This window comes from Gryllotalpicola sp. CP2-P1 (assembly GCF_057512245.1).
Window position 1 is genome coordinate 1 of the sequence record NZ_JBLRDT010000132.1, and the last position, 7,095, is coordinate 7,095.

Genomic DNA, 7,095 nt, shown 5'->3' on the forward strand with positions numbered 1-7,095 from the left:
GAGTCGACCAGCGGGGGCGGGTTCGCCGAGGCGACCAGCGGGGGCGGCTTCGCCGAGGCGACCAGCACGCCCCGCCTCGCCGAGGCGACCGGAGCGGCCCGCGGCGGTCACCGCGGCCCTCCGCCGACGAGCGTGTACCCGAGCGGGATCGCGGAGACGCACATCAGCACGACGCCGAGCGGCAGCGCCGACGGCAGCAAGAGGATGCCCCCGATCAGGAATCCCGCGAACACGACAGCGCCGACCGCGCGCCTGACCAGCCGCTCGAGCCGGGACAGGCGGCGATCCAGCGCGGGCGTCGACACCGTGACCATGCCGTCGTTGACGCGGGTGATCAGCGTGTCGATGCGCCCGGGCAGTCGCGCGAAGACGGCGGCCGACGAGACCAGCTCGCGCGCGGCCGACAGCGCGACGTTCCCGCTCTCCTCGCGCAGCAGTCGCGAGGCGAACGGCTCGATGGAGTCCCAGATGTTGAACTCGGGGTCGATGGCGCTGCACACGCCCGAGGTGAGCGAGACGGCGCGGATCACGAGCAGGAAGTTCTCGGGCAGCTGGAACGGGAGAGAGCGCACGACCTGGCCGAACTCCTGCCCGAAGTCGCGGAACTCGCGCGGGTCGACGCGGCGCAGCTGCGCGAACCCCATGCCGCCGAAGCGGTCGAAGAGCTGCGCCATCGCCCGCTCGAGCTCGGCGGTGTCGGCGGAGGGCAGCAGGATGCCGACATCCTCGATGCTCTGAATCAGCCCGCGCTCATCGCGCGCCGCGACGGCGACGACCAGCCGCCGCAGCCCCGCGCGCAGCTCGTCGGTGATCTCGCCCATCATGCCGAAGTCGATGAACGTGAGGCGGAAACCCGGGGTCTCACCGGGCGCCGGGGTCACGAACACGTTGCCCGGGTGGGGGTCCGCGTGGAAGTAGCCCTGCCCCAGCACCTGCTCGAACATCACCTCGGCGAAGACGCTCGCCACCTCGTGCGGGTCGATGCCGGCTGCCCGCAGCGCATCGACGTCGTTGATCTTGATCGCCGTGACATCGGCGAGGGTCAGCACGCGGCGGGTCGTGCGCTCCCAGACGACGTCGGGCACCACGACCCGCGGGTCGCGCGCGAACATCGCGGCGAAGCGCTCTGCGGCGACGGCCTCGTGCAGGTAGTCGATCTCTTCGAGGCTCGTCACCGCGAACTCGGCGACGAGCGCCTGAGGGTCGACGCGGCGCGAGACGACCCTGATGTGGCTGAGCCAGCCGGCGACCCGGCGCAGGGCGGCGAGGTCGACGTCGACGATCGAGCGGATGCCCGGCCGCTGCACCTTCACGATCACACCGTCATGGCCGGCGAGCTGCGCGTCCTGCGCCGAGAGGCGCGCGCGATGCGCTTGGCCGAGGGATGCCGCAGCCACCGGCTGCTCGTCGAAGCCGGCGTAGGCCTGCTCCAGCGGCAGACCGAGCTCGCCCTCGGCGAGCTCGCGGATCGCGGGGAACCCCGCCGCGGGAACCTCGTCCTGCAGGCCGGCGAGCTCGCGCGTGATCTCGGGCGGCAGCACGTCGAGCCGCGACGACAGGAACTGCCCGACCTTGATCATGAGGCCGCCGAGCTCGACGGCGAGCACGTGGAACCGCTGCGCGATGCCCGTCATGCGCCGGGCGCGGCCGCGCTCCGCGACGCGCTCGAAGCCGATGCGCGGCAGCACCAGCTCGTACCACCAGGTCTGCATCAGATAGCGGAACGCGAACCGCAGGATGCGGCGATAGCGGGCGCGGGTGGCCGCCGTCGCGGGCTCGGCCGACCCCGCGGCGGGTCCGCGCGCTGGCGGCATCCCGTCAGTCCTGAGCGAGGATCGCGTACAGCTTCCGCCGCACCTCGTTCAGCAGCTCGGCCGCCTGCTTCTGCTGCTCGGGCGTGCCCGAGCGCTGCACCTGCATCGCCGCCTGCGCGAGCTCGACGCCGGCCTTCGGCAGCGGGCCGATGCCGAAGAAGTCGTGCTTTCCGGTGCCGTCGGTCGCGGTGGCGCGGCTGGCCGCGGCATCCGCCTCTGCCCGCCCCGTCGCCGTCAGGGAGTAGGTCTTGCGCCCCTCGGTGACCTCGGCCGTGACGACGCCCTCGTCGGCGAGCAGCTGCAGCGTGGGGTACACCTCGCCCGCGCTCGGCTTCCACGCGCCGCCGCTGCGCGCGCCGATCTCGGCGATGATCTCGTAGCCGTGCATGGGCTTCTCGGCGAGCAGCGCGAGCACCGCCTCGCGCACATCGCCGCCGTGGCCACCGTGGCCGCCGCGGGCGCGCGGGCCGAGGCGCTCCTCGACCGCCGAGCGGAGCTGGTCGAAGGCGTCGGAGAGCGAGCGACCCGGGCCGTGCCCGCCGAAGCCGCGCGGGCCGAAACCCTCGCTCGTGAACGAATTGCTCATGTGGACCTCCCCGGTCACCAAGCCACTAAGTCTCGCCATTTCACGATATGCGGCTGGGGATGCTTTGTCTTCTGGTTCCCGGGAACGACGGGCGCCTCACAGTGCGGCCGGAACTACTTCACACTTCCTTGCGTGAGGCCGCCGATCAGCCAGCGCTGCATGAACAGGGCGAGCAGGTAGACCGGGATCATGCCGGTGAACGATGCCGCCGCCATCTGCCCGTACATGACTTCGCGGCCGCCCTGCATGAGGGAGATCCCCACGGGCAGCGTCTGAGTGCTCTCGCTGTAGGAGAGCATCAGCGGGATCAGGAAGTCGTTGTAGACGAGGATGAACGAGACGATGCCGACCGCGACGACGCCCGGTGCGACGAGCGGCAGCACGACGCGCACGAGGGTCGCGATGGGGCCGCATCCGTCGATCTGCGCGGCCTCGTCGATCTCTTCGGGAACGTTGCGGAAGAAATCGTCGAGGAGCCAGATCGCCACGGGCACGACCATCAGGCCCTCGACGAGCGAGAGACCGACGAGGCTGTCCATCAGCCCGACTTTGCGCACGAGGATGAACAGCGGAACGATCGCGACGATCGGCGGCGCCACGTAGGCCGAGACGATCACGGTCATGATGTTCTTCCCGCCCGCGCGCAGCCTGGCCATCGCGTAGTTGGCGGGGATCGCGATCAGGAGCGCGATCACCATCGCCGCCGCCGCCACGATGAGGGAGTTGCGCAGGTAGTCGGCCACGGGGAAGCGGTCGAATGCGGAGCTCCAGTTCTGCCACGACAGGCCGGAGGGCACGACGCGATCGGAGAGGATGTCGTCGGGCCGCATGAACGAGACCATCGCGAGGTAGGCGATGGGCAGCAGGAAGAAGACCGCGGCGAGGACCACGACGACCGACTTGAGCGCGCGGGTCCAGCGCGGTGCGAACGACACTCCCCCGCGCCTGCGGGCGGCCGCGCGCGGAGCGCGCCCGATCACCGTTCGGCCGAAGGACTCTGCGGGCATGGTCGACTCGCTCATGCTCGGCTCCCTGCTTTCAGAAGGCGCGAACGCCAGGTGGCGATGGGAAGGACGACGATCGTCACCAGCACGATGAAGGCGATCGTCTGCGCGCCTGCCGCGCCGAGGTCGAACTGCTGCAGAGCCGTGCGGTACACGTTGAAGCTCGCGACGTTCGTGTCGAGCCCAGGGCCGCCCGAGGTCATGACGAAGACCAGGTCGAACACCTTGAACGAGACGATCACCTTGAGCATCAGCACAGTCACGAGACTCGGGAGGACGAGCGGGAAGGTGACGGAGCGGAACGTGCGCCACACACCGGCCCCGTCGACCTGCGCCGCCTCGTAGACCTCCCTCGGCATCGACTGCAGCGCGGCGAAGATGAGAAGCACGCAGAACGGCGTCCATTGCCAGATGTCGACGACGATGAGGCAGATCATCGCGGCCGGGGACGCCCCGAGGAACAGCACCGGCTCACTGATCAGCCCCGCGCCGGCCAGCAGATCGTTGAACAGGCCGCCGGTCGGGGCGAACATCAGCTTCCAGATCACGCCCGCCATCACCGGGGGCGTCATGAGCGGCAGCAGCATGATGACGCGAACCACACGGCCGCCCCGCGTCGCGGTGTCGAGGCTCAGGGCGATGACCAGGCCGATGACCACCGAGAGCACCGCGGCCGGCACGGCGAACTCGAGGGAGCGCAGGATCGACGCCAGCTGGCCGCCATCGGTGAACGCCGTGACGATCTGCCCCCACCCGACCCATGACTGGAACGGCCGCCCCAGCGTCGACTTCGAGAACGAGACCAGCACCGTATAGACCAGCGGGTATGCGGCGATGATGGCCACCGCGGCGAGCGCGGGGGCGATCAGCGCCCAGCCGATCAGCCGGTGGCGGCGTGGTCCGTCGGCGGAGGCGGGGACCGGGGCGGCCGTTGTCATGTCAGTGATCTCCTCGCTGCTTTACAGCGCGTCCCAGGCATTCTCGGTCGCATCGAGCGCCTGTTGCGGCGTCAGCGAGCCCTGCAGCATCTGGGCGAGGTTGTCGTTGAGCGACTGGATCATCTTGGGCGCGTTGGGCGAGGTCGGCCACGACTGCGCGTTGCCGAGGATCTGGGTCAGGGCGGCGGCGACCACAGGCGTGAAGCTCTTGTACTTGTCGCTCTCGAGCGTCGAGGTGCGCGTCGGGTCCACGCCGCTGCCGGTGGTGGTGACGAGCTTCAGGTTCTCGGCCTTGGATGTCGCGAACTTCACGAAGTCCTTCGCCGCGCCCTGATCAGGCGCACTCGGGCTCACGCCGAGGGCCCAGCCCGCGTCCAGAGGGGCGGCCGTCTTGCCGCCGGCGCCGGCGGGCAGCGGCACCGCGCCCCAGTTGTCGGCGATCTTCGACTGCGACGGATCCTGGGCGAAGGTGCCGAGGTCGGTCCAGGCCTCCATCATCCCGATCTTTCCGGAGAGGAAGAGAGCCAGGGCCTGGTCGAAGCCGATCTGCGACGGGCTCGGCGCGGTGTAGGGCGCCGCGTCGACCATCGACTTCGCCGCGGCGAGCGCCGCAGGGCTCGTCAGATCGGGCTTCTGGCTGTCGATCGGCGAGGACGAGAAGGTCGCGAGCCTGTTGAAGAACGTCGACCCGATGTTGAAGGCGCTCTTGTCGCCCATCATCGCCGCGCCGTAGATGCCCTTGCTCTTGTTGGCATCCGTGATCTTCTTCACGTCCGCGAGGTACTCGTCCCAGGTCGTCGGCGGCTTCACGCCGTTGTCGGCCAGGATCTTCTTGTTGTAGTAGAGCAGGTGCGTGTCGCCGTCGAACGGCAACCCGTAGGTCTTGCCCTTGTACTGCGTGTACGCGTTGTAGATCGGCGCGATGAAGTCGGACTTGTCGATGTCCTTGTCTTTGTCGACCCAGCCGGTCAGGTCGTCGAGCGCGTCGGCCTGGGCGAGCGCGCCGACCGAGGTGTACCAGTATTGGATCACGTCGTACTGGTTGGCCCCGGACTGCGCGTCGAGGATCGCCTTCGTCTGAATCTGGTCGTACGGCACCACCGTGATCTTGACCTTGGTCCCCGTCGACTTCTCGTAGTCGGCCTGAAGCGCCTTCCCCGCACCCTCCTGCGGCGCGGCGATGAGGACCCGCAGCGTCTTGCTGCCCGAGGTGGTGGACCCGCTGCCGCCCGAGCACGCGGCGAGCGTCCCGGCGGCGAGCAGAGTGGCTGCCGCCGCCATGGCCACGCGCCGGGCGCGTGAGTTCGTGATTCCTGTCGAGATGCGTCGTTGGATCTTCATCGGATTCGTCTTTCGTTGTGACGGGTGGGTTGCTAGGACGTCGGTGTCCAGGGCGCGTCGACCTTGTCGCCGCTCACGCCGGGCGCCTTCACGAAGAAGGCTTCGAAGGGCTCGTCCGCGGTGTTGCGGAAGAAGTGCTCGACGCCGGGCGGGCAGCCGATGAAGTCGCCCTGCGCGAGCTCGACGAGCTGTGAGCGGTCGAGCCAGAGCTCCGCGCGACCGCGCAGCACGAGGAACGACTCCGTGTGGCGGGCGTGCGAGTGGTTGGTGAACTCGTCGCCGGGCCGCAGCAGCACCGAGCCGAAGAACGCGTCGCCCTCGTCGACGAGGTAGCCGGGGCCCCAGTCGCCGAAGCGCCGCTCGATCTGGGCGAGATTCCGCTTGGCGGGCAGCTGCGCCATCACGCGCCCTTCTTCGAGTCGAGGTACACGCCGTATGCCTCGTCGGGCGTCGCGTCGTCGTGCACCACGGCGCGGATCGCCGCGATCATGCCGACGGGCGAGTCGCTCTGGAAGATGTTCCGGCCCATGTCGACGCCGGCGGCGCCTGCGCGCACCGCGTTCGAGGCCATGGTGAGCGCGTCGAGCTCCGGCAGCTTCTTCCCGCCCGCCATGATGACCGGCACGGGGCATCCCGCGACGACCTCGTCGAAGCCCTCTTCGCAGTAGTAGGTCTTCACGAGCTGCGCGCCGAGCTCGGCGATGATGCGGGTCGCGAGGCCGAGATAGCGGGCGTCGCGCGTGAGCTCCTTGCCGACCGCCGTCACGCCGAGCACGGGCACGCCGACGCGGTAGCCGTCGTCGACGAGCGAGGTGAGGTTCTTGATGCTGCGGCTCTCGTGCTCGCCGCCGATGAACACCTGCACCGCCACGGCAGAGGCGTCCAGCCGCACGGCATCCTCGATCGCCATCGCCGTGTACTCGTCCGACAGCTCCTTGAGCACCGACGGGCCGCCCGAGGCGCGCAGCACGAGCCCCGCGCCCGTCGTCGGCGGCATCGTGGCCCGCAGCGCGCCGCGGGTGCACATCAGCGCGTCGGCGTACTCGCCGAGGGGCGCGATGTTCAGGTCGAGGCGCTCGAGACCCGATGTCGGGCCCTGGAAGTAGCCGTGGTCGAAGGCGAGCATCACGGTGCGCCCGGTGGCGCCGTTGAGCACGCGCCCGAGACGGTGCTGCATGCCCCAGTCGAGGTTGTGCGCGCCCTTGATGGCGTGACCGAAGTCGACGCCCGGGGTCTGCGGCGCGAAGTTCTTGGCGGCGCGGTTGCCGTCGAGGTCAGCCATAGATCGTGTCCTTTGCTCTCGTTGTCGTCGGGTCTGTTCGGTAGGCGAGGCCGCCAGGGGGCGTGAAGAGCGGGGCGATTCCGGATGCCTCTGTCGCCGCCAGCTGAGCGAGGTACACCCGGCGCCAGCG

At 69.6% G+C, this 7,095-nt stretch carries 7 protein-coding genes; all 7 read right to left on the bottom strand.

Annotated features, from left to right (window positions below; genetic code table 11):
* Nucleotides 1-107 precede the first annotated feature (107 nt).
* The 7 genes from ACM2XV_RS10610 to lsrF all read right to left on the bottom strand — a co-directional run bounded on the left by ACM2XV_RS10610 (nt 108) and on the right by lsrF (nt 6,965).
* Nucleotides 108-1,814, bottom strand: coding sequence for an ABC1 kinase family protein (locus ACM2XV_RS10610; RefSeq protein WP_344774943.1), 1,707 nt, complete (start codon nt 1,812-1,814; stop codon nt 108-110).
* A 4-nt stretch (nt 1,815-1,818) separates the two neighbouring features.
* Nucleotides 1,819-2,400, bottom strand: coding sequence for a PadR family transcriptional regulator (locus ACM2XV_RS10615; RefSeq protein ID WP_487026905.1), 582 nt, complete (start codon nt 2,398-2,400; stop codon nt 1,819-1,821).
* Nucleotides 2,401-2,513: 113 nt separating this feature from the next.
* A complete protein-coding gene (locus tag ACM2XV_RS10620) occupies nt 2,514-3,422 on the bottom strand; it encodes a carbohydrate ABC transporter permease (RefSeq protein WP_487026906.1) in 909 nt (302 codons plus the stop codon).
* The gene (locus tag ACM2XV_RS10625) at nt 3,419-4,342 is read right to left on the bottom strand and encodes a carbohydrate ABC transporter permease (protein WP_487026907.1); all 924 of its coding nucleotides are present in this window, start codon (nt 4,340-4,342) and stop codon (nt 3,419-3,421) included. The genes ACM2XV_RS10620 and ACM2XV_RS10625 overlap by 4 nt, the downstream gene beginning before the upstream one ends.
* Before the next feature lie 21 nt (nt 4,343-4,363).
* Entirely contained in the window at nt 4,364-5,683 is a 1,320-nt protein-coding gene (locus ACM2XV_RS10630) for an ABC transporter substrate-binding protein (protein WP_487026908.1), read from the bottom strand.
* Nucleotides 5,684-5,715: 32 nt separating this feature from the next.
* Nucleotides 5,716-6,084 carry a cupin domain-containing protein gene (locus tag ACM2XV_RS10635; RefSeq protein ID WP_344774953.1) on the bottom strand — a complete coding sequence of 123 codons (369 nt, stop codon included), beginning with the start codon at nt 6,082-6,084 and terminating at the stop codon, nt 5,716-5,718.
* Nucleotides 6,084-6,965, bottom strand: coding sequence for a 3-hydroxy-5-phosphonooxypentane-2,4-dione thiolase (gene lsrF / locus ACM2XV_RS10640; RefSeq protein ID WP_344774955.1), 882 nt, complete (start codon nt 6,963-6,965; stop codon nt 6,084-6,086). Before lsrF ends, ACM2XV_RS10635 begins: the two co-directional genes overlap by 1 nt.
* Nucleotides 6,966-7,095: the final 130 nt, after the last annotated feature.